Consider the following 20,035-nt stretch of genomic DNA (forward strand, 5'->3'; position numbering starts at 1 on the left):
GCCCGCGCCCAGACCTGCCTCGAACGCGCCCGCGCCGCCGACGAGGACCGCCGCGCCGCCCAGCGCGCCGCCGACGACGCCCGCCGCACCGCCCGCACGCTGCGCGCCGAACGCGCCGAGATCGCGGGCGCCCCCGAAGAACTCCCCGCGCCCTCCGAGGACGCCCGCAAGGCGGCCCTCCCCACACTGCGCGAGGCGTACCGCGCCGCCTCCCGGCTCTACGAGAAGGTCGGCGTCGGAGCCGACCTGCGCGCCGAACAAGCCCGCGCCGAGAGCGAGGAGACCTCCGCCCTCGCCGAGCTCGAACGCCTCAGCAACAAGGTCCGCACCCGGGCGGCCGGACTCCTCGAAGGCCCCGACGGCGCCGACGGGCCCTCCCGGCAGGCCGCCGCGGGGCGCGCCGAGGAACTCGTGCGGATGCTGGAGACCCGCGCCGACTCCGCGAGCGAACAGCTCGGCCGGCTGCGCGGCGAGGCCGAACGCCTCGCCCCCGAGGAGGGCGAGGCCCACACCCCGCTCCCCGACAAACTCGTCCCCGCCGACGCGGAGCAGGCCCAGACCCTGCTGCGCACCGCGAGCACCGAACTCGCCGCCCGCACCGAGGCCCTGGACGCCGCCCGCGCCGCCCACACCGCCCTCGGCCACGACCACCGCACGGCGGAGGAGGCGGCGGCCGCCTTCGAGGAGACCACCGCGCTCCTGCGCGACCTGCTCCGCGACAACCCCGCCCGCGAGAACACCGAGCCCGAGCCCGGCACCCCGGCCCCCGAGGAGCCCGAGCCCTTCGCGGGCACGCTCACCGAAGCCCGTACCGCCGCGGCGGAGGCCCGCCGCTCACTGCGCGGCTGCGCCGCCGACCTCGCCGCCGCCGAGGCCGCCGTCCGCGAAGCGAGCGACATCCTCGTCCGGCACGCCAACTCCACGCGCTACGAGCAGGTACGCACCCCCGCGCGCCAGCAGATCAGGGAACTGCCCGCCGCCGCGCTGCCCGAGCACGCGGCCCGCTGGGCCGAGGCGTTCGCGCCCCGCCTGCGCGTCCTCACCGACGAACTGGAACAGCTCGAACGCAACCGCGACTCGATCGTGGACCGTCTGCGCGGCCTCGTGGAGTCCTCGCTCGCCACGCTCCGCGCCGCCCAGCGCCTCTCCCGCCTCCCGGAAGGGCTGGGGGAGTGGTCCGGACAGGAGTTCCTGCGCATCCGCTTCGAGGAACCCGATCACGCGAGCCTCACCGAACGGCTCGGCGAGGTCATCGACGAGGCCACCCGCGCCGCCGTCCGCAAGAACGCCGACCTGCGCCGGGACGGGATGAGCCTGCTCCTGCGCGGCGTCGAGGCGGCACTGCGGCCGCGCGGCATCGCCGTCGAGATCCTCAAGCCGGACGCCGTGCTGCGCGCCGAACGGGTACCGGTCGGGCAGATGGGTGACGTCTTCTCTGGCGGCCAGCTCCTGACCGCCGCGATCGCGCTGTACTGCACGATGGCGGCGCTGCGCTCCAACGACCGCGGCCACGACAGGCGCCGCCACGCGGGCACGCTCTTCCTGGACAACCCGATCGGCCGCGCCAACGCCACGTACCTCCTCGAACTCCAGCGTGCGGTGGCCGACGCCCTCGGCGTCCAGCTCCTCTACACGACCGGGCTCTTCGACACGACGGCGCTCTCCGAGTTCCCGCTCGTCATCCGGCTGCGCAACGACGCGGACCTGCGGGCCGGGCTCAAGTACATCAGCGTCGAGGAGCACCTGCGCCCCGGCCTGCCCGAGGAGCCGGACGCGGAGGGGGTGCACGCCCAGATCCAGGCCACGCGCTTCTTCGAACGCCCGCAGGAAGCCGGGCAGGACCGGGCGGAACCCGGAGCGGGGCGGCAGGAGCGGGAAGCGGGTCCGCAGGAGGGGGCGGCGGGTCCGGGGGAGCGGGGAGCGGGACCGGGGGAGACCGGGCCGGGAGGCGGGGAACCCCCCGCACCGCGGCGAGCCGCGAGCGGAGCGCGCCCGGCGTCTCAGGCCGCGGCCGCGTCCGTTCCCCGGCCCGCCGCGCCGGAGGCCGAGCGGGGGGAGCGTCCGGTGTCCTGAGCGGGGAGACCGGGACCGGCGGCGGGCGCACCGGGACCGGCGGCGGGCGCACCGGGAGCGGCGGCGGAGGCACCGGGAGAGGCAGCGCTGACACCGGGACCGGCCGCCGCGCCGGTGGCGGCCGGGGTGCGGGGCGAGGAGGCGCGCCCGGCGGAGCGCCGCTCGGCCCGCGCCGCGAGCTTCGCTGCCCGCAGCGCCTGCCGGCGCTCCCCGCGCAACTGCCGCGCGGTGCTGCCCGGCTGCGACAGGACCCCGTTGCGCTGCACCCACACCTGCCGGGTGACCCACACGTCGAGGACGCCCCACGTCGCCACCACCGTGCTCGCCACACTGCTGAGCACCATCGGGAAGGCGAGCCAGGAACCGGCGAGCGTGCACAGGAAAGCGGTCACCGCCTGGCACAGCGTCAGCGCGACGATGACCACGGCCCGGACCGCCGAGGTGCGCACCGCGTCGGGCAGCCTGCGCCGCACCGCCGGTTCCTCGTGCCACAGGGAGTCGCGCCGGGCCGCCTCGTGCCGCCGCCGCGCGAAGTCGGCGTCTTCGGCCGCCTCCTCGCCGTACTCCCCGATGCTCCACTGCGGCAGCGGGGTCTCCCAGGCGGCAGGTTCCCCGGCCGCGGCGCGCTCCGCCGCCCGCGTCCCGTCCTCGGTACCGCGCTCCATGGTGCTCATCACCCAGCCAACTCCCCACCACTCGCCGAACGGACCACCGCCCGGGGGACACGAGCGGCTTTCCTCTGTCGCTGCCCGCCCCGCGCTGCTTTAGTCGGCCCCGCACCGCCGCACACGCGCGCGGACACCGACCCGTCGCCCACCCCTACAGACGAACGGGAACGCCCGCGGGTTTCCTCCGCCGGCCTCCGATTGGCCCCTGATTCGCCGGAATCCACCGGCCCGTCCCGCGATGGCCCCGCCCGCACCCCCGCGCGGCGCCGGCGTGAGGGGTAAAAGCCTCCCCGTACCCGCTCAACAAGAAAACTATCCGGACATGTCTTCGAGTTGTAGCTGAGGCAGTAGTAGAGTCACGCCGATTCACGAGGCACGCGCACGTCCCCGCGGGGGCCGCCCGGGGGCGCTCGCGCCCACCGGCGCGCACGGCCCGGGAAGAACGCGCGGAGCGCCCACCGGAGGTGGGCGAGGTCTCGGGACCGGGCCGACGGGGACACCACAGGGGGACGACACCATGCGCTTTCGCGGGAAATCCATCCGCCGGAAGATCGTGGCCCTGCTGCTCGTGCCCCTCCTCTCGCTCGGCGTGGTCTGGGCCTACGCGACCGTCATCAGCGGCCAGGAGGCGTACCAGGTCCTCGGCGTGAGCCGGCTCATCGACCGGGCGGGCCAGCCCGTCAAGGAAGCCACCCGCGCCCTCCAGCAGGAACGCACCCGCACCCTCGTCTACCTCGCCGACCCGCGCGGCTCCGACGTCTTCGCCGCGATGCGCCGCAGCTACTCCGCCACCGACGAGGCTGTCGGCAAGGTCCGCGACGCCGCCCGCGACAAGGGGCTGCGCAACCGCATGAACGGCACCTCGCGCCGCGAACTCGACGCCCTCGTCGACTCCTTCACCGACCTCACCGCGCTGCGCCGCAGCGCCGAGGACAACCGCCTCTCGCGCACCTCGGCACTCCGGCTCTACTCCGACCTGGTCGAGCCCTGCTTCGGCTTCCTGACCGACCTGCGCTCCGTCAAGGACGTCGCGCTCGACAAACGCGGCCGGGGCGTCGTCGGCATCGACCGCGCCCGCGAACTCCTCACCCAGGAGGACGCCGTCGTCAGCGCCGCCCTCACCGGGCACCGCCTCGGCCGCGACGAGATCCAGAAGGTCTCCGACCTCATCGCCCAGCGCGAACTGCTCTACGACACGAACCTCGCCCTCCTGCCCGACGAGGAGCGCAAGGACTTCGAGGCGTACTGGAAGAAGCCCGGCACCTCCGTCCTCACCGACGCCGAGTACGGCGTGAGCCAGTCCGCGCCGAGCGCCGTCGCCGTGGTGGACGCCGCGACCTGGACCAAGGCCGCCACGAAGGTCCTCGCCGACCTCGCCGTGCGCGACGACGCGACCGAGAGCGCCTACCGCGACGCCGTCACGCCTTACGCGAACGGCGTCCTGCTCCGCACCGGCGTCGCCGGCTTCCTCGGCCTCGTCGCCCTGCTCCTCTCGCTCTACCTCTCGGTGCGCATCGGCCGCTCCCTCGTCCGCGACCTCTCCGCGCTGCGCCGCCGCGCCAACGAGACCGCCGGGGTCCGCCTGCCCGAGGTCATGCGCAGGCTCGCCGCGGGCGAGGAGATCGACATCGAGACCGTGGCGCCGCGCCTCGCCCACGAACGCGACGAGATGGGACAGGTCGCCCAGGCCCTGGAAACCCTCCAGCGCGCCGCCGTCGAGGCCGCCGTGCGCCAGGCCGACATGCGCAAGGGCGTCTCCGAGGTCTTCGTCAACCTCGCCCGCCGCAGCCAGGTCCTCCTGCACAAGCAGCTCACCCTGCTCGACACGATGGAACGCCGCACCGAGGACACCGACGAACTCGCCGACCTCTTCCGCCTCGACCACCTCACGACCCGGATGCGCCGCCACGCCGAGGGCCTCGTGATCCTCTCCGGCGCCGCCCCGGCCCGCCAGTGGCGCCGCCCCGTGCCGCTCATGGACGTCGTGCGCGCCGCCGTCTCCGAGGTCGAGGACTACGAACGCGTCGAGGTGCGCCGCCTGCCCCGCGTCGCCGTCACCGGCACCGCCGTCGGCGACCTCACCCACCTGCTCGCCGAACTCATGGAGAACGCCGCCGTGTTCTCACCGCCGCACACCGCCGTGCAGGTACTCGGCGAACGCGTCGGCCAGGGCTTCCTCCTGGAGATCCACGACCGCGGCCTCGGCATGACCAAGGAAGCGCTCCTCGCCGCGAACCAGCGCCTCGCCGAGACGCCCGAGTTCGAGCTCTCCGACACCGACAGGCTCGGCCTCTTCGTCGTGAGCCGCATCGCCCGCCGCCAAGGCGTCAAGGTCTCGCTCCAGCCCTCCCCCTACGGCGGTACGACCGCCGTCGTCGTCCTCCCCGAGAAACTCCTCACCGACGTGCCGGGCACCGACGGCGCGGGCTTCCCCGCCGCATCGCCGGACGGCCTCGTCGCGCTGGAGGCCCCCGCGGGGGCGCAGGGGCGTACGGCGGTACGGGAACCGGTGCCCGCGGGCGTCGAGGAGGGCCCGCGCGGCCCGCTCACCCAGATCGGCGCGCTGCCGCGCCGCCCGGTCCCCAAGCTCGTCACCTCGCACGGCCGCCCGGTCGGCGACCACACCCGCCCGGACAGCACGCCCGAACCCCCCACCGAACCCGGCGCCGAACCTCCCGCCGAGGCCGGCGCCGAGCGCGGCCACCCCGCCCCGGCCCCCGGCCCGCTCCCGCACCGCCGCCCCCGCACCGGCGAGAAACCGGCCACCGGGACCCCCGGCGAGCCGGGTACTGGAAGTGCGCCGGGAACGGGGAGCGGGCCGGGAGCCGGGAGCGCGCCGCGCGCGTCCACGGAGCGGGACGACGCCGCCGGTCCGGGTACGCACGCCGCCCCGGCCGGGGCCCCCACCGGCCTGCCGCGCCGCGTACGACAGGCGAGCCTCGCCCGTCAGCTCCGCGAGCGGTCCGGCCAGAGCACGCCCGCCCGGCCCGAGCCGGAGCGGGACGCCGACGCCGTACGGACCCGGATGGCCTCCCTCCAGCGGGGCTGGCTCCGGGGCCGCGAGGAGGAAGTCGCGGCGGACGCGAGGCCCGCCCGGGCCCGCGCCACCGAGGACGACGACGGACCGGAAGCCACCGGCCCCGACCCGCACAGCACAGCGCAAGGAAACACTCCGGAAAGGGACGGTCGATGACTGCGCCAAGGACCGCCGCGTCAACTCCGGGAGCCCCCGACGGCACCCACGGACTCAACTGGCTGCTCGACGACCTCGTCGCCCGCGTCGCCAGCATCCGCAAGGCGATCATCCTCTCCAGCGACGGCCTGGCCACCGGGATGTCCGAGGACATCAGCCGCGAGGACAGCGAACACCTGGCGGCCGTCGCCTCCGGCTTCCACAGCCTCGCCAAGGGCGTCGGACGCCACTTCGACGCCGGCAGCGTCCGCCAGACACTCGTCGAACTCGATGACGCCTTCCTCTTCGTCTCGGCGGCGGGTGACGGCAGCTGCCTCGCCGTACTCGCCGGTCCCGACGCCGACATCGGCCAGATCGCCTACGAGATGACGCTCCTCGTCAAGCGGGTCGGCGTCCACCTGGGCCAGGCCCCGCGCACCGACATTCCCGCCGGGGGATAGAGGCAGGCCATGATGAGCGACGCCGGTCACGAGACAGCCCGCTGGTACGACGACGAGGCGGGCCCCGTCGTACGCCCCTACGCCATGACCCGGGGGCGCACGAGCGCCAGCGGCGGCCACCGGCTCGACCTCATCGCCCTCGTCTCCGCCGTTCCGCCCCCCGCGACCCAGGGCCCGGGCGGACCGGCCGGCCCGGCCGGAACACACGGAACGGCACCGCGCACGGGCAGGCACCCCGGCCAGGGCGCCACGACGGACGCGGCGCCCCCGGCCGCCGGTGGCCGGGATGGGGCGGCTGACACGCTCGGGGGCCGGGGAGCGGCGGCCGATACGGGGGAGGGGGAGGCACCGGGCGGCCCGGACCGGGGCCGGTCCGCCGCCGGGGCGAGCGAGCCGCCGGGGTCAGCCGGGGCCAGTGGCCCGGTCGAGGCCAGCGGCTCGGCCGGGGCGAGCGGGTCGGCGGGGGGCAGTGAGCCCGCCCCGGCGGGCGTCGAGCCCCCCGCGCCGGCCACCCCGTCCCTGGCCCTCCACCCGAGAGGACGTATGTCTCCCCAACACGTCGAGATCCTGGCCCTGTGCGGCGCTCCGCAGTCCGTCGCCGAGCTCGCCGCCGGACTGGACCTCGCCATCGGCGTCGTCCGCGTCCTCGTCAGCGACCTCGCCGAGGCCGAGCTGGTCACGGTCACCCGCCCCGTGCCGCCCGCCGAACTCCCCGACGAGAGCGTGTTGCGCGACGTCATCGAAGGACTGCGCGCCCTGTGAGGGAGCGGCACTCCGCCGCCGCCTCGCGCACCCCCCGCCCACACCCCCACGCCCGCCACCCGGCGGGGCCGCAGGAGAAGAGACCGAATGAACGCCCTCAGTGGCCGGCCCGAGCGGCCGCTCACCCTCAAACTCCTGGTGGCCGGGGGCTTCGGGGTCGGCAAGACGACTCTCGTCGGTGCGGTCAGCGAGATCAGGCCGCTGCGCACGGAGGAAGTCCTCACCGAGGCATCCCGCCCGGTGGACGACATGCGCGGGGTCGAGCACAAGCGCACCACCACGGTCGCGATGGACTTCGGCCGCATCACGCTGCGCGAGGAACTCGTCCTCTACCTCTTCGGCACCCCCGGCCAGGACCGTTTCTGGTTCCTGTGGGACGAACTCGCCCAGGGCGCCCTCGGCGCCGTCGTCCTCGTGGACACCCGCAGGCTCGCGGACTCCTTCGCCGCCGTGGACTACTTCGAGCGGCGCGGCATCCCCTTCGTCGTCGCCGTCAACCGCTTCGACGGCGCCGACGACCACCCGCTCCCGGACATCCGCGCGGCCCTCGACCTCGACCCACACGTCCCCCTCGTCCCCTGCGACGCCCGCGCCCGCGACTCCGTCAAGGCGGTCCTCATCGAGGTGGTCGAACACGCCCGCCGCCACGCCCTGGCCAGACGCGAAAGCAGCACCGCCCACTGAACCCTCCTGCCACCATCACCCCGTCGCCGCCACGTGCCGCCGAACCGGCCCTGCTGACGGCACGACACCGGCGATGTAACGCTCACCGGCGACACGCGCGCACCGAACGGGCCACGCGCAGCCTCTTCCCGCGACAACTTCAGCGCTGGTCGGGTCCCTCCCGACACCGCGCTGGCTCAGGACCCGGGCATACCAGGCCCGGCGTATCAGGACCCTGGCGTGCCGTGCTCGGCGAGCCACTTCCGTGCGATCTCGCCGAGTTCGGCGTCCCGCCCGGCGAGCATCATCCGGATCATCGCGGCGTCGCCCCGCAGCGACCACGCGGGGTGCCCGAACGTCGCCGGGTTGTTCCGCTCGATGAGAAAGTGCGCGGGCCACGCCGTGCCGTAGCCGATCACGGGCAGCGCGGCGAGGTACTTCACCCGCCCCCGCGCCAGCCCGTACCCGCTCACCGCGAGCCCGGTCAGCGTGCCCGCCAGGTGCACCCACCGGGTCGCCGCCTTGGAATGCATGGCCACGTAGTACGGCCAGAACTCCTCGTACCGTGCGAACTCCCGCGCCTCGTCGCTCATACCGGGCACGGTAACGGCTCCCCGGGCCCGGGGGAACGCCCGCACGCGTCCCGCGAGCGCCCTCTGGGAATCCCCGCCCCGCGCTGCTAAACCCGTACCCCATGAGACGACGCACCCTCACCGCGCTCCGCTCCCTCCTTCTCGCCGTCCTCCTCTCCCTCACCTTCACGACCGCCACCGCCCAGGCATCCCAGACCCCCCACGCCCCCCACCGGGACCCCCGGGCCTCCTCCTCCTTCGTGGAACTCCGCGACATCGATCCCACGATCATCGAAGACATCCGCTACGCCACCCCGCACAACTTCACCGGCGTCCCCGTCACCGGCTACACCCGCCCCCTGTGCCTCCTCACCCGCTCCACGGCACAGGCCCTCCACCGCGCCCAGCGCCGGCTCCTGCGCCGCGGATACTCGCTCAAGGTCTACGACTGCTATCGCCCCCAGCGTGCTGTCGATCACTTGCGATAAGGGGGGAGGTCGAGGGAGGGCGGGGACGGTGATGGTGCAGGTGACAGAGCCGGACTTCTGCTTGTCGCGGTGAACTGGCACGACGCTGAAATCACCCGTGTGGGTTACGAAAACGAGGTGCGGTGCGCGATGTCTACGGTGGCGGAGGGGGGCGACAGCCAGAGGGGGGCGAAGACCGACAAGGGTCGAGCACCGGTTACCCGCGCTCGGCGATCACCTGGGCCGCCAGCCCAGCTCGGATCAGCCACCGCGTGGCGTCCAAGTCCTGCTCGTGGTCGAGCGGAAGTCCTCCGGCGAGGGTGAGATACCGCCCGCGCGGGCCTCGGCAGCGAGCCAACGCGGGCGCCCCCGCACCGAACGGGTGCGGGGGCGCCTGCCTGCGGGGAGGGTCACACGAGACGGTGCAGCCAGTAGAGATTCCGGTCGTCGGCGACGCGGTAGGTGTGCGATTCCTCGGTGACGCGGACGCGGACGGTCTCGATCCCGGGGCTCCCCGCCGACTGCCACATCCGGATCAGCCTCTCGATCTCGTCCCACAAGGGCACCGGCCCGCCCTGGCGCACCCGCCATCCCTCGCCGTCGGGGCGGAACTGGGCGTAGCTCTCGCGCTCCGCGTCGACGAGAACGGTCTCGAAGACGCCCGGCTCCTCGCCGGTGGCCTGGATGACCTGGGAGCCGGGAGCGGTGAGCTGGGCGAGGAAGGCGGGCATGCCGCCGCCCAGGAGAAGGGAGGGGTGCAGATCCGTCATGCGGTCGGTGTCCGCGTAGGCGGTGCGGGCGGTCAAGTCGGCCGCTACGGGCGGCGGGACCTGCGCGCGCGCTTGCATGAACGAGGTGTGCCCGAGGAGGTTCCCGGTGGCGCTGCCGTTCTCGTGGACCGTGAGCCGGAGCAGCCCGGAGCCGTTGGGCCAGGAGCCGAGCGTGGTGAGGATGTCCCCGCCGGCCTTGACCTGCCGGACCCACGCGTACGGCACGCGCCGCACGGCGCACGTCGAGATGAGCCGGTCGTACGGCGCCCCTGCCGGGTGGCCGAGGAGCCCGTCCCCGGTCTCGGTCTCGGGCTCGTACCCGGCCTGCCGGAGCGCGTCGTGAGCGCGCCAGGCCACCCCCGGGTCGACTTCCACCGTGGTGACCGCGTCCGCCCCGAGCCAGTGGCACATCAGGGCCGTGGAGTAGCCCGTCCCGGTGCCGATCTCCAGCACCTTGTGCCCGCGCTCGATGCCGGCCTTCCCGAGCATGTCGACGACCAGGGACGGGACGGTCGACGACGACGTCGGTGTCCCCCACACCGCCTCCGAGACGTCCTCGGTCGTGAGTGCGTCGTCGAGCTGGGTGACGAGGGACTGGTCGCTGTACGCGAGCGCCGGGTCGATACGGTCGGCGGGGACCGGGCTCCAGCGGCCGACCTCGTCCGGGACGAACACGCCGGGCCGGAGGAACAGTTCACGGGGAACGGCCTCGACGGCGCGCCGCCACTCGGGGTGGGCGAAGACGCCGGCCTCGTCCATGCGGGCGGCGAGCGCCAGGCGCTCGGAGGTCATATCGCTCATGAGGGTTCTCCTCGTGTCAGGAAGTCGGCGAGGGCGGCGGACAGAGGCAGCCCCGTGGCGGCCTCCAGCCAGCCCCATTGCCCGTTCGGATTTAGCTCAAGGAACTGGTAGCGGTCCTCGGCGTCGAGCGTGAGGTCGAAGCTGCCGGACTCCAGCCCGCAGCACTCCAGGAACACCCGGAGCGCCGCGGCCAGGGCGGGCGGGAGATCGATCGTGGTGTAGGTGAGGGCGGAGTAGTCGCGGCGCCAGTCGAGCAGGCCGGAGTCGATGCGTACCGCGAAGAGGCGGCGGCCGACGGCGAGGACCCGTACGTCCGCCACCTTCCGCACCCGCGCCTGGAAGAGGTGTGGGGCGCTGCGGAGGCTGTCGTCGATCTCCTCGGCGGTGACCGGGTCGGCCCACCCGGCGAGTTGGACGCCGTCGCGTTCGTACGGCGTCGACCGGAGCGTCTTGTGGATCACCTGCTCGTGCTCGGCGATGAACGCGCGGGCCTCGTCCGGGTCGTTGGTGACGAGCGTGGGCGGCACTTCCAGGCCGAGGCGCCGGGCCAGCGCGAGCTGCGCCGGCTTGTAGTCGGCGGTGCCCTCCCGCAACGGGTGGTTGACCCACAACGGCCCGTCCAGCGCATACAGCACACCGCCGAGCCCGTACCGGACGTGCGCGGCGGCGTACCGCGCGTCGCCCTGCCCGAGCCCCTTGTACGTGGGCCACCTCGGACGCCGCCAGTACACCGCCCGTACGCGCGCCAGGTCCAGGACTCGCGACGGGGTACGGACCCGCCCGGCCACAGGGGCCGAGCAGGTACCGAACCGCGCGGAGAGCCCGAGCGTGCCGTTCTCGAAGTCGGCGGGATCGAACCGGACGACGGGCACGTTCCGCCGGTTCAGCTGGGCGATCACCATGTCCGCGGTGGCGTCCTCGACCTCGGTGGCGACCAGGACCGCGCTCTCCTCGCTCACGAACCGCCCTCGTCCTGGTCGGTGTTCTGGTCGTGGCCCTGGTCGTTGCCGTTCTGTCCGTCGGGGCTCGTGATCGTCGAGGTCTCCACCGCCGTGCCGGTCCCGTGCTTGCCCATCTCCACGATGCGGCCGAAGCGGTCGCACCGGATGCCGAGTTGGGTGTCCGGGTCGATCTCGGTGGAGACGGCCGGGACGACCGCCACGCTCGGGAACGGGCGCAGGCGCGTGGTTCCCCACGGGGGCACGACGTAGTTCGTCATGGTGCGCTTCCTCTCGCTGGGCGTGCAGTTGCCTTGAGGCCCCGCTCGGCGCCCTTCCGCATTTCCCCTTCGCCGAGCGGGGCGGTCTACGAAGTCCGTACGACGCTGTCGTACGGTGCCCGGGCTCGCGGCTGACGGGGGACAGCCGCGAGCCCGGGAGTCTCAGGCCCGCGGCTTGTGGGTCCGGCGGCAGCGCTGCATCAGCACTCGGGCGTCCACAGCGGCCGAGGGGTCCCCTACCGCCTCGGCGCGTCGCTCCCTTTCGCGCAGCTCCGCGCAGCGGTGGCACTCCTCGCTCATGGGTCCTCCTTCACCTGCCGTGCACGATGGCGCCGCCGAGCGCGAGGGCCACGAGGGCCAGGGCGGCGAGGTAGACGATCTGGCGGGCGCGGTCACTCACGGACGGTCGCCCAGACCGTCTTGCCGCCCCAGGACCGAGGCTCCGTGCCCCAGTCCGCCGCGATCTCGTCGACGCGGCGCAGCCCGGAGGAGGCGGCGGGCGCGAGGACCGGCAGCGTTCGGGCGTGGTCGGTGACCTCGACCCGGACGGCCCGTCTCTCGACCCGCCGTACCGCCGCGCAGATCGACCCGCGAGTCCCGAACGCGACCGCGTTGCTGGCGAGTTCCCGCATGACCAGCGCGACGCGGTCGGCGACGGGGTCCAGGCTCCAGACGCGCACGGCGTGCCGGGCGAACGCCTCGGCGCGGTCGACGGACTCGTCCGAGCGCTCCAGCGTCTCGATGTACCCGGGCGGGCCCGTCGATGTCGGCGTGGAGAGGTACGTTCGGCCCCCTCGACTAGTGCTCGCCATCGCACACCTCCGTCGCTCCCCGGCGCCGCCCGAGAGCCAGCAACGAACTGATGCGCCCGGGGGCGCAGACGCGCTCGGGACCGTTGAGGACGATCCAGTGCACGGGAGGCCCCGGGGGGCTCTGGCACCAGGTCGGGGACGCCAGTGTCCGTGCGGGGTGCGGGATGCGCACCAGCTCGTGCGCGGGAGCGCATGTGGCGTCCTCGTCGTCCCAGGTCTGGCGGGCCGACGTGGCCACCAGGGCGTTGTAGGAGGCCGCTTCCTCGTCCCGGTAGATCGCGCCTCCGGCGAGGACCTCGTGGAGGCGCCGCCGCTCGACGGCCCGGCTCGGGCTGCCTACGGCCGCGCGTACCACGGCAGCGGGCAAGCTGATGACGGCGTACGCCTCGCCGACCGGAAGCCGCGCGCTTCCCCAGTAGCCCATTTCGAGCCGTGCAGCGCGAGGAGAGCGCGCGGGCTCCGTCAACCAACTCAGCGTGCTCTCGTGGCAGTCAGTCATGGGCATCCAGTCCAGTGAGGTCCGTGGATCGGGAGGACCCTCACGAAGCGCGGGGGCGTGCTCCGGCGGTCATGTCTAGGCAACTGCGGAGGGACGGGGTTCGCCTAGGGCAGCTCGTGACGTTTCCGGAGGCGCCACCTAGGAGGACTTGACGCCCTCTTTACCTGACAACACGCGTCCGCAGCACTACGGTGCGCGCATGGAGCCCCGGCGCAACGTCGTGTTGGAGGCGTGGATGGCGGAACACGGTCACAGCTCCCGGAGCCTGGCCGAAGCCATCAACGCCGAGGTCGGGCGGCTGACGGGCCGTCACGGCGGGTACGACGACGCGAGCGTCCGCGCGCTGAAGGCGGGCCGCATCAGGTGGCCGAACGCGGTGACGCGAAAGGCTCTCGAAGCCCTCAGCGGGCGCAGCTCCCTCGCCTTAGGGTTCGTGCCGAGGAGCAGAACCCCGCTCCCGGGAGGTCCGCAGGAGGACGTAGACATGAAGCGCCGCACCATCGCACTTGGTGGAGTTGCGGCGGCTGTAGCCGCAGCCGCTCCTTCGTCCGCTTCCCGCCGCATCGGTATGAGCGACGTGCGCCGCATCCAGGGCAAGTTTTCCGAGATCATCGCGAGTGATCACCAGTACGGCGGCAAGCTCTTCATCCAGCAGCGAGCGGCCGAACTCGCAGACGAGGCCCTGGCCTTGCAGAATGCCGGGAGCGCCACTCAACGGGTGCGGTCGAACCTCTATGCCGCCGCAGCGGCTTTTCGCTCCAGCGCCATGTGGGCGGCCATCGACGGCCGGCGGTACTCCGAGGCGCAGGCGCACATGCGCGAGGCCCAGGCGCTCGCCGAGATGTCCGGCGACCAGGCGATCAAATTCCGGATCTGGTCGCACGGCGGCGCCATGTACCGACACCTCGGCCGGCACGGCGACGCCCTCGCGGCCAACCAGGTCGCCCGCAGCCTCCACATCGTGCGCCGCGATCCGCTCTTCGCCTCCCTCGGCCTGGCCCGTCAAGCGGCGATCCACGGCCTCGCCCAGGAGCGGACGAACGTCCGCCGCGCCTTGGACCAGGCCCGCGAGGCACTGCTCCGAGCAGACACGGGCGCCGACCGCCCGGTCTGGCTGACAGCCTTCTTCGACCAGGCCGAGCTCGACTCGCTCGCGCTCAACGCCTATCTCTCGCTCGGAGACTTCCCCTCCGCCGAAAAGCACGGGCATCGCTGCCTCGCACAACTGCGCCCTTCCATGGCACGGTCACGAGCCATCACGACGACCAGGCTCGCGCATTCCCAGCTCGGGCAAGGCGAACCGGACGCCGCCGTCGCCACGGCCATGAAAGTTTCCCTGTCCGCCGCTACCGAACACCCCCGCGTCAGCCGCATGATCATGGAGTTCGGCGCCGCCCTGCGCGCGACAGCGCCCAGAAGCTCCGCCGCTCGCACATGGACCGACTACACGGCCACCTGGAGGACCGCATGACCACGCCCGAGCTGCGGACGTTCACGGATCTCGACGCCGCACGCAACGACCTGATCGAGGTGTACGCCGATGTCCGCGCGCCGCTCCTACACCTGCCGAACTACACGGTGACGACCTTCGGCGAGCGCGTCGACAGGCACGCCTCCGAGCCCGGATTCGCCGTCGTCCTCGCCTACGCCGACGGCGTTCCGGTGGGCTACGCGTACGCGAACTCGATTGCAGACGGTGACCGGTACTGGCAGCGCACCACACCCGCACCTGAACGCCTGTACACCGCGCGGCCAGCGCTCGCTCTGAAGGAGATCGGTGTCCGCGCGAGCTGGCGCGGCACGGGCACCGCGCGGAAGATTCACGACGAACTTCTGCACGGCCGACCGGAGACGTACGCCACGCTGATGGTCAACAAGATCGCCGGCGAGGGGAAGGTGCACGCGGTCTACCGCGGATGGGGCTACGAGGACATCGGTACGAGCCAGCCCTCCCCGGCGTCTCCCCTGCTCACCGTGATGGTCCGTCCGCTCAACCAGGTAGCAACCCGCCTCCCAGTCGAGCAGTAGCGCTCGGCCGTCCCTACTCACCGTGGACGGGTAACGGTGTAAACCCCGTGCCGGGTCGTGCCCGCGAGCAGCTCGACGGTGAGCTCTGCGGTCGTGGCCCGGTAGGGCTCACCGTCTGGCGTCCGGTCGCTCTCGCCGTCATGTCCGGACAGCACCTGACCGAGCTGGGCGGACAGTGCGGACGGGAGTCGCTGCGTCCGGACTGTCCGCCCGTCGGGGAGCCGGACGATCAGGTGATGTGGTCGGGCTGCTGGTCCGGTGTGTCCGGTCACCTGTCCGTCGACGGTGTCCGCGAGGCGGAGTTTCTGCCAGATCCGGCCGGGCCGGTAGGTGCTGGAGAGGCGCTTGGCGACGATCCCTTCGATGCCCTGCGCGGCGAGCGCGCTCATCCAGCTCTCGGCGAAGCCCGGGTCGGTCGTCGAGGGCACGGGCTGGAGCGGCGGGCCGAGCGGGCCGAGGACGGCCAGGAGGAGGGCGCGGCGCTCGGTGTACGGGAGGGCGCGGACGTCCTGGCCGTCGTGCATCAGGATGTCCCAGGCCGCGTAGGAGGCCGGGTGCCGGTGGACGAGGTCTTGAAGGCGCCGGCCGCGCGAGGAGGCTCGGGCCCGTACGGCGCCGAAGTCGAGTACGCCGCCGAGATAGATGACCAGCTCACCATCCAGGACGGTCCCTCGCGGCAAGTCCATGGCGGGGGTGGTGATGTCAGGCCACGCGGCGGTGATGTTCCTGCCCGTACGGGACTGGAGACGGACGGTGTCGAGCCGCCACAGGATGCACCGGTCGCCGTCGAATTTCGGCTCGTACGCCCAGCCCGCGCCTGTGGGGAGGGTGGGTGTGGCGCGGGCGAGGGCGACGGCGGCGGGGTAGTCCACAGGGTGAGGCTGGCGTGTCGAAAGCCACGGCGCCAGCGGAGGCAGGCAGACGGGGGGCTCCGGGGAGAAACGTCTGTGGCCGCCCCCCTCGGGGCGGCCACAGGGTCTGCGCAACGATGTGCGCGGGGCACTGCTTGCTGAAAACGACGATACCGGAAAGGTCTGACAGGGGGGGGCGGGGCGGCCTCGGGAGTCGGCGAGGGGGCTGGGAAGCTCAGCAGGCTGCCGATCACCCCGGCGGGTTCCCGCTCGGGGTCTCCGCTCCCGCCGTCGGGGGCGTGGCGGGGCCGGTGATCATGGCTTGTACAAGCGTGGTGATGATCTCCGCACGCTTGTCTGCGGGGAGGCCGGAGTCCGCGATGAGGCGCTCTGCGGCGAGGTACCGGGAGAACTCCAGCGGCTGGTCGAAGTACGAGCGGAGGTGACCGGCGGACACCTCCTGCGAGCGGACGAAGGTCCGGGACACGTACCCGGCGAGCGCGGCCGAGGCGACGCCGAGGGTGCCTGCGACGACTGCCGCAGCGGTGGTGTCCGTGCGGAGGCCGATGACGACAAACACGACCAAGAGGACGGCACCGACGGCCATGGAGACCTGGGCGGAGATGAAGCTTCGGCGGGCCTGGCCCTGGGCGATCCCGTGGTAAAGGGCGAGGCGCTCGTGTGTCACGTTCCAGAGGGAGGCCAGCGCCAGTGTGGACTGGCTCACTTCCTGGGAGTCGGCAGCGGTGCCGTTCTCCCGCCCGGCGACGCTCTCGCCCCACTGCGCGCCGAGCTCGTTCGGGGCAGTCCTGCGCCGGGGAGCGCGGAGGACTGCCACGAGGGCGGCTTCGGCTTGTTGCAGTCGCTCCCGTGAGGCCAGGATTCGCCTGTCGTACGCCCCGCGCACTTTGACGGCTATCCAGACGAGGCAGAACGCGAGCCCTGGGAGTGCGAGGATCTCATAGGGGGAGCCGCCCAGGTATGCGTCCACTAACGCGTAGAGCGTCCCCGATGCCAAAGCGAGGACGATCCCGCTAATCCGCCAAGTCCATTGCTGTATCTGCTGGTTCTGCATTCTGCTCCCTCTTAGTGGCATGGAGGATGTCAGCCGGGGCGGTGTCAGTCCAAATCAGAATCGAGGGAAGAGAGCCCGTTCGACGAGGCCGTCGCCGTAGAAGGCGCGGGCGTCGTCGACGCCGGCGAGGTCGATGCGGGCGCGTACGAGGTCGAGGTCGCGGATCGCGTCCTGGCGGATCATGGCGAGGTCGAGGTCGGTGGGCTCGACATCGGCTTCAAGGCCGTCATCTTGGGGCGCGGGGGCAGCGGGACGGCTCGCTTCGACCCAAGCGCGCCATTCCGGGTTGTCCATCGGGTGCGGGGCGGCGGCGCGGGCGGCCTCTTCGCGGCGGGCTTCTTCGGCCGCGGCAGCGTTCCGGGCGGCTTCCTCGGCGTCGCGGCGGATGCGGGCGGCGATGAGCGCGGGAACGTTCGTGGGGCGCCACCCGGGCTTCCAGCCGTACGCCCAGTCGTCGAGGCGCAGGACGATGCGCTGGACGTCGAGGCCCTGGTCGATGAGGGGGCGGAGCGCGAAGGCGAGCTTCCGAAGGGGCGTGCCCTGGATCCAGTTGACGAGGGGGCGTACCTGGCGGGCGGTCTGGATGTCGCGGGCTACCTGGAGGGGGGAGCGGCGGGCGCCTGCCGGGCGGCCCTTGGTGCTGCTGGTGGTGTTCTTCGTGCGGGAGGGAATCTGCGGTCGCTCCGCGTGCGGAGTGTCTTTCTTCTCACCGTCTACCTGCACAGGTCCGTGGGGGGAACGGCTAAGAGAATGGGGCGCACGCGCCTGCGAAGCCGAGTTATCCACAGGGGAGTTGTCCACAGGCCGGGTGGTGAAGCGGCGGGCGCGGCCGGAGCGAGGCGCGCGGGCGGAGGCGTCGCGGCGGGCCTCCTCGATGGCGTCCGTACGGCCCTCGGGCGTGTAGCCGGTGACGCGCGCGCGGAAGCCTTCGCCGTCGAGTTGGTGGCCCATCGCGGTGTCGTAGACCGAGGGGATGGTGGCGGCGTAGATCGTGGCCGTTCCCGCGTACGGACGTCCGGGCAGATGGAGGTTGCGCTTCGTACCGTGGCGGACCCACGCGAGCGCGCCGAGCTGGCGGAGCACGGCGACGTGCCGCTTTACGGTGGAGCGGTCAAGGTCGAGGCGGGCGGCGGTGCCGTCGAGGTCGTAGAGGACCAGGCCCTCGACGAAGTCCATCCGGGCGGCGAGGTCTTCGGCGACGCGCAGGGTTGTGGTGTTCGCGCGGGGGTGGAGGCCGACGGCGACGAGCCAGCGTACGGCGCGCTTCCACGCGCGGGGCTGGGCGTGCCGGGAGTCGGTCGCGGTCACCTCGTGGAGGTGAAGCGGGACCGGGGCCCATGCCGTTTCGGGGCATGGCGGAATGGCGCGGCGGCGGGCCGCGCCTGACGTGGGGCGCAAGAGGAAGTCCCTGACGAGAGGGGGAGATGGTGGGGTGCGCGGGCCCGGCCGGGAGACGGCACGGCGGGCCCGCTACGGGGCGAGAGTCAGGTCAGCTCGGCGGGCCCGGACGGCACGCGGGGGGTGAGGCCGTCGCGGTGCAGCGCGGCGACGAGCTGGTGCTCGGCGTCGCCGGGGATCACGCGGGCCTGGTAGCGGCGCACGCCGTTCGGGTCGAGGCGGGACGCGAGGTAGAAGAACCGCTTGCCCTTGGCCGTGGGGTGGCCGTGCTCGTGCCCGTCGCGCCACTCCTGCCGGGTCTCGCTCCACCGGGTACCGCGCTGGTCGATCAGGTAGCCGTGCCGGTAGAGGTGCTCGAAGAAGTCCCGCGCCCGGACCGTCGGGAAGTACGCCTTGTGGAACTGGGTGAGCGTTGGGCCCGGGTTCTCCTCGTACCGGTCCGCGATCTCCGCGCGCGGGGCCAGCTCGGCGACGCGCGCCTCGGCCGCCTCGCGGGCCTCGACCTCATCGGCCCAGCCGCGCAGCGCTTGCGCGAACGTCGGCATCACGGGGGCCGGCGCCCTCGTGGCGGCGATTTCGGCCTCGCGGGTCTTCACCGCGAAGTACGTCTGCGCGGCGGCGATCTGGTCCTTGCGGGGGTCGCCGTTCATGGCCACGAGGTAGGCGGCGTAGCGGGAGAGGTGCCAGTCGATGACCGCGCGGGTGGCTCCGCTGCCGAGCGAGACCTTCTTCGCGGCGCCGCGAAAATGGTCCTTGGGCTCGTGGCCGCTGTTCTCGCACGCGGCGATGGCGCGCTCGACGGCGGTCTCGAAGCGCTCCCAGCGCTCGTAGCCGAGGAGCTCCTGAAGGTCGCGGGCGGACCAGAAGTCGGCACCGTCCGCACGCGTGTTCCGCGTTGCGTCGAAGGGTGACCTGCTGGGCACTGTGGGCGACGGTGGCGTAGTGTGCTGCACCTGATCTCTCTTCTGCGTAGTGGACAGATCACTTACTCGCGGCGGCAATCCGTGAGTCTGGCCGGGCGGTTTCCGCCCGGCCTTATTCGTCCTCGCGCTGGCGCGGACGACGTGATTGACACTAGCGCAGGAGTGGACATTGTCCACACTTCAAGTCCGTGTTGAGATCGCGTTCATCCCTTCGAGGGAAGCCCTCGCCTCGCTGAGTCCGAGGCGAGGGCTTCCGGGCGCTACTTCTCCTGCTGGTCGTCGCCCGACCCTGTCGGGGGATGCAGGTCGTTGCGACGGCCCTGCGTGATGCCGGCCTCGCGCTCCGCCCAGTACTGGTCGAACCAGGTGACGTCGTACATCGGCCTGGTGCTCCCGGGCTTGAAGGTGGGGGCGGGCCAGTCTTCGTCTGGATTCGTGGCCAGGCGATGGATCAGGGTCCGGGCGCGCCCCACTCGCGCGGCGAGCTGCGGAATCGTCATCGTCTTCGGTTGTCCTTCCTTCTTTGGCCCCTTCGCGGGGTCGGGCATGGCGACATCCTCTCAATGATGTGTGGACAATGTCCACACATCGCGGTAGCGTCGTTCTTGCATAAAGCGGTCCCGGCCGGGCTTGCACCCCGGCCGGGACCGGTCACTCGCCTGCGTACACAGGAGACCGACCATGGCGAATCCTGCCATCCCCGTTACCGCCCCGCCGACCCCCGGGTCCGGCCGGCGCACGATCGCGTACGGGCAGATCCTCCGTACGACGCACGGCCGTACGGTCACCGTCCTCGTGACCGAGAACGGCGCCACCGGCCA

Annotated in this window: 18 protein-coding genes and 4 pseudogenes; 9 read left to right on the top strand and 13 right to left on the bottom strand. The window is 72.7% G+C overall.

The genetic code is table 11. The annotated features are described in order from the left end of the window. A pseudogene (locus tag SSBG_RS25995) lies at positions 1–2,073 on the top strand (hypothetical protein); the annotation flags it as partial. On the opposite strand, the gene SSBG_RS36255 reads toward SSBG_RS25995, so the two are convergent. After that, complete coding sequence (locus tag SSBG_RS36255; RefSeq protein WP_037870657.1) at positions 2,001–2,747, bottom strand: hypothetical protein; 747 nt, start codon at positions 2,745–2,747, stop codon at positions 2,001–2,003. The pseudogene SSBG_RS25995 and the gene SSBG_RS36255 overlap by 73 nt on opposite strands. A 511-nt stretch (positions 2,748–3,258) precedes the next feature. Here SSBG_RS36255 and SSBG_RS26005 point away from each other — a divergent pair. The 5 genes and pseudogenes from SSBG_RS26005 to SSBG_RS26020 all read left to right on the top strand — a co-directional run bounded on the left by SSBG_RS26005 (position 3,259) and on the right by SSBG_RS26020 (position 7,820). Continuing rightward, a complete protein-coding gene (locus SSBG_RS26005) occupies positions 3,259–5,934 on the top strand; it encodes a nitrate- and nitrite sensing domain-containing protein (RefSeq protein WP_008749029.1) in 2,676 nt (891 codons plus the stop codon). Then, the gene (locus SSBG_RS26010; protein WP_008749030.1) at positions 5,931–6,374 is read left to right on the top strand and encodes a roadblock/LC7 domain-containing protein; all 444 of its coding nucleotides are present in this window, start codon (positions 5,931–5,933) and stop codon (positions 6,372–6,374) included. The genes SSBG_RS26005 and SSBG_RS26010 overlap by 4 nt, the downstream gene beginning before the upstream one ends. Positions 6,375–6,386: 12 nt before the next feature. Continuing rightward, positions 6,387–6,530: pseudogene (locus SSBG_RS35110) on the top strand (DUF742 domain-containing protein); the annotation flags it as partial. Positions 6,531–6,917: 387 nt separating this feature from the next. Then, positions 6,918–7,136, top strand: a pseudogene (locus tag SSBG_RS35115) (DUF742 domain-containing protein); the annotation flags it as partial. Positions 7,137–7,223: 87 nt separating this feature from the next. Further along, positions 7,224–7,820, top strand: coding sequence for a GTP-binding protein (locus SSBG_RS26020; RefSeq protein WP_008749032.1), 597 nt, complete (start codon positions 7,224–7,226; stop codon positions 7,818–7,820). A 206-nt stretch (positions 7,821–8,026) separates the two neighbouring features. On the opposite strand, the gene SSBG_RS26025 is transcribed toward SSBG_RS26020, so the two are convergent. After that, positions 8,027–8,392, bottom strand: a complete 366-nt coding sequence (locus tag SSBG_RS26025) for a DUF962 domain-containing protein (protein WP_037870659.1) — start codon at positions 8,390–8,392, stop codon at positions 8,027–8,029. 101 nt (positions 8,393–8,493) lie between these two features. Between SSBG_RS26025 and SSBG_RS26030 the strand changes: the two are divergent. Then, positions 8,494–8,850 (top strand): annotated as a pseudogene (locus SSBG_RS26030) (M15 family metallopeptidase); the annotation flags it as partial. Between the two features lie 398 nt (positions 8,851–9,248). Here SSBG_RS26030 and tgmC read toward each other — a convergent pair. From tgmC to SSBG_RS33835, 6 genes are all read right to left on the bottom strand, one after another. Next, on the bottom strand, positions 9,249–10,409 hold the full coding sequence (gene tgmC, locus SSBG_RS26035; protein WP_037870661.1) for an ATP-grasp peptide maturase system methyltransferase: 1,161 nt from the start codon (positions 10,407–10,409) through the stop codon (positions 9,249–9,251). Then, a complete protein-coding gene (gene tgmB / locus SSBG_RS26040; RefSeq protein ID WP_008749036.1) occupies positions 10,406–11,368 on the bottom strand; it encodes an ATP-grasp ribosomal peptide maturase in 963 nt (320 codons plus the stop codon). The genes tgmC and tgmB overlap by 4 nt, the downstream gene beginning before the upstream one ends. Continuing rightward, a complete protein-coding gene (gene tgmA, locus SSBG_RS26045) occupies positions 11,365–11,628 on the bottom strand; it encodes a putative ATP-grasp-modified RiPP (RefSeq protein WP_008749037.1) in 264 nt (87 codons plus the stop codon). Before tgmA ends, tgmB begins: the two co-directional genes overlap by 4 nt. Before the next feature lie 162 nt (positions 11,629–11,790). After that, positions 11,791–11,928 carry a hypothetical protein gene (locus SSBG_RS33830; RefSeq protein WP_199781408.1) on the bottom strand — a complete coding sequence of 46 codons (138 nt, stop codon included), beginning with the start codon at positions 11,926–11,928 and terminating at the stop codon, positions 11,791–11,793. A 92-nt stretch (positions 11,929–12,020) separates the two neighbouring features. Continuing rightward, positions 12,021–12,440 carry a hypothetical protein gene (locus SSBG_RS26050; RefSeq protein ID WP_037870662.1) on the bottom strand — a complete coding sequence of 140 codons (420 nt, stop codon included), beginning with the start codon at positions 12,438–12,440 and terminating at the stop codon, positions 12,021–12,023. Continuing rightward, on the bottom strand, positions 12,427–12,939 hold the full coding sequence (locus SSBG_RS33835; RefSeq protein ID WP_008749038.1) for a hypothetical protein: 513 nt from the start codon (positions 12,937–12,939) through the stop codon (positions 12,427–12,429). Before SSBG_RS33835 ends, SSBG_RS26050 begins: the two co-directional genes overlap by 14 nt. Before the next feature lie 199 nt (positions 12,940–13,138). Between SSBG_RS33835 and SSBG_RS26060 the strand changes: the two genes are divergently transcribed. Beyond that, positions 13,139–14,410, top strand: a complete 1,272-nt coding sequence (locus SSBG_RS26060) for a hypothetical protein (protein WP_037870665.1) — start codon at positions 13,139–13,141, stop codon at positions 14,408–14,410. Continuing rightward, on the top strand, positions 14,407–14,967 hold the full coding sequence (locus SSBG_RS26065) for a hypothetical protein (protein WP_008749040.1): 561 nt from the start codon (positions 14,407–14,409) through the stop codon (positions 14,965–14,967). The genes SSBG_RS26060 and SSBG_RS26065 overlap by 4 nt, the downstream gene beginning before the upstream one ends. 17 nt (positions 14,968–14,984) lie before the next feature. Here the strand turns inward: SSBG_RS26065 and SSBG_RS26070 are convergent, their stop codons facing one another. The 5 genes from SSBG_RS26070 to SSBG_RS26090 all read right to left on the bottom strand — a co-directional run bounded on the left by SSBG_RS26070 (position 14,985) and on the right by SSBG_RS26090 (position 19,714). Beyond that, entirely contained in the window at positions 14,985–15,839 is an 855-nt protein-coding gene (locus SSBG_RS26070) for an ATP-dependent DNA ligase (RefSeq protein ID WP_037870666.1), read from the bottom strand. A gap of 229 nt (positions 15,840–16,068) precedes the next feature. Next, on the bottom strand, positions 16,069–16,893 hold the full coding sequence (locus SSBG_RS26075; RefSeq protein WP_008749042.1) for a hypothetical protein: 825 nt from the start codon (positions 16,891–16,893) through the stop codon (positions 16,069–16,071). Between the two features lie 54 nt (positions 16,894–16,947). Beyond that, the gene (locus tag SSBG_RS26080) at positions 16,948–18,201 is read right to left on the bottom strand and encodes a hypothetical protein (protein WP_008749043.1); all 1,254 of its coding nucleotides are present in this window, start codon (positions 18,199–18,201) and stop codon (positions 16,948–16,950) included. 176 nt (positions 18,202–18,377) lie between these two features. Then, complete coding sequence (locus tag SSBG_RS26085) at positions 18,378–19,214, bottom strand: BRO family protein (RefSeq protein ID WP_037870667.1); 837 nt, start codon at positions 19,212–19,214, stop codon at positions 18,378–18,380. A 260-nt stretch (positions 19,215–19,474) separates the two neighbouring features. After that, entirely contained in the window at positions 19,475–19,714 is a 240-nt protein-coding gene (locus SSBG_RS26090) for a hypothetical protein (protein ID WP_106429382.1), read from the bottom strand. Between the last annotated feature and the right edge of the window lie 321 nt (positions 19,715–20,035).

Origin of the sequence: Streptomyces sp. SPB074 (assembly GCF_000154905.1) — a bacterium.
Taxonomy (GTDB): Bacteria; Actinomycetota; Actinomycetes; order Streptomycetales; family Streptomycetaceae; genus Streptomyces.